The 816-nt window shown below is 50.7% G+C and carries 1 pseudogene; it reads right to left on the bottom strand.

From position 1 onward, the window contains the following. Window positions 1-816: pseudogene (locus KIV40_RS28660) on the bottom strand (bifunctional glutamine synthetase adenylyltransferase/deadenyltransferase); the annotation flags it as partial.

Raw genomic sequence — 816 nt, 5'->3', positions numbered from 1 at the left:
GAGTGGGTAACGCCCTAACTGCTCTGAGATCATCGGACTCGCGGTACACAGGCGTACCAACTGAGTCAGAGCTGCAGGGTGTTCATCGAGCAGTTCAAGGTAAGTCGTTCGCGTGACGATTTTATGCAGCAGGTGCAGCACACGGGATAAACCAAACTCTGCATCTTTATTGGTATATAAAGCTTGGAACACTTTCGGCATCAAACGGTTAAGGACTTCACGTCCTCTTGGGCCTAACGTTTTCTTCGCGATGTCAGCCTTAAACTGAATGATGGTATTAGCGGCTTTCTTTGGGTCGACGGCATCAATGTCTGTCTCCAAGACATGCTCAATCACATCTGGCTTATGTGCCATATCCCACAGCTCACTGAAGTGGCTCGCGATTGGATTCGCTTCCTCCTCTTCCACACCAATAAGCTCTTCAAACACCACATGAACATTGGCCATATGTTGGCGCGTCTCATCAATCAGTGCCTGCCAGCTTTCAAACTGCATCGCTACCGCCAGTTGGAGCTGCTCTTGCTCATTATCAGGCAGGGTTTGAGTCTGCTTGTCGGCCATCGCTTGCAGTAGGTTCTCTAAACGGCGAAGGAATAGGTAAGCGTCTCTGAGGTGTGCAACTTCACCTGCCTCTAAAAGCTTCAAGCTGTCGATGGCTTCAAGCGTCTCCAACAAACCACGACCGCGTAGGCTTGGCTCACGGCCACCACGAATCAACTGGAACACTTGCGCGATAAATTCAACCTCGCGAATGCCACCCGGCCCCAGTTTAATGTTATTCGACAGCCCTCGACGACGCACTTCACTGCTGATCAT

The sequence above is a fragment of the Vibrio sp. D173a genome, assembly GCF_030248475.1.
This window is presented reverse-complemented; position numbering and strand designations above follow the sequence as displayed.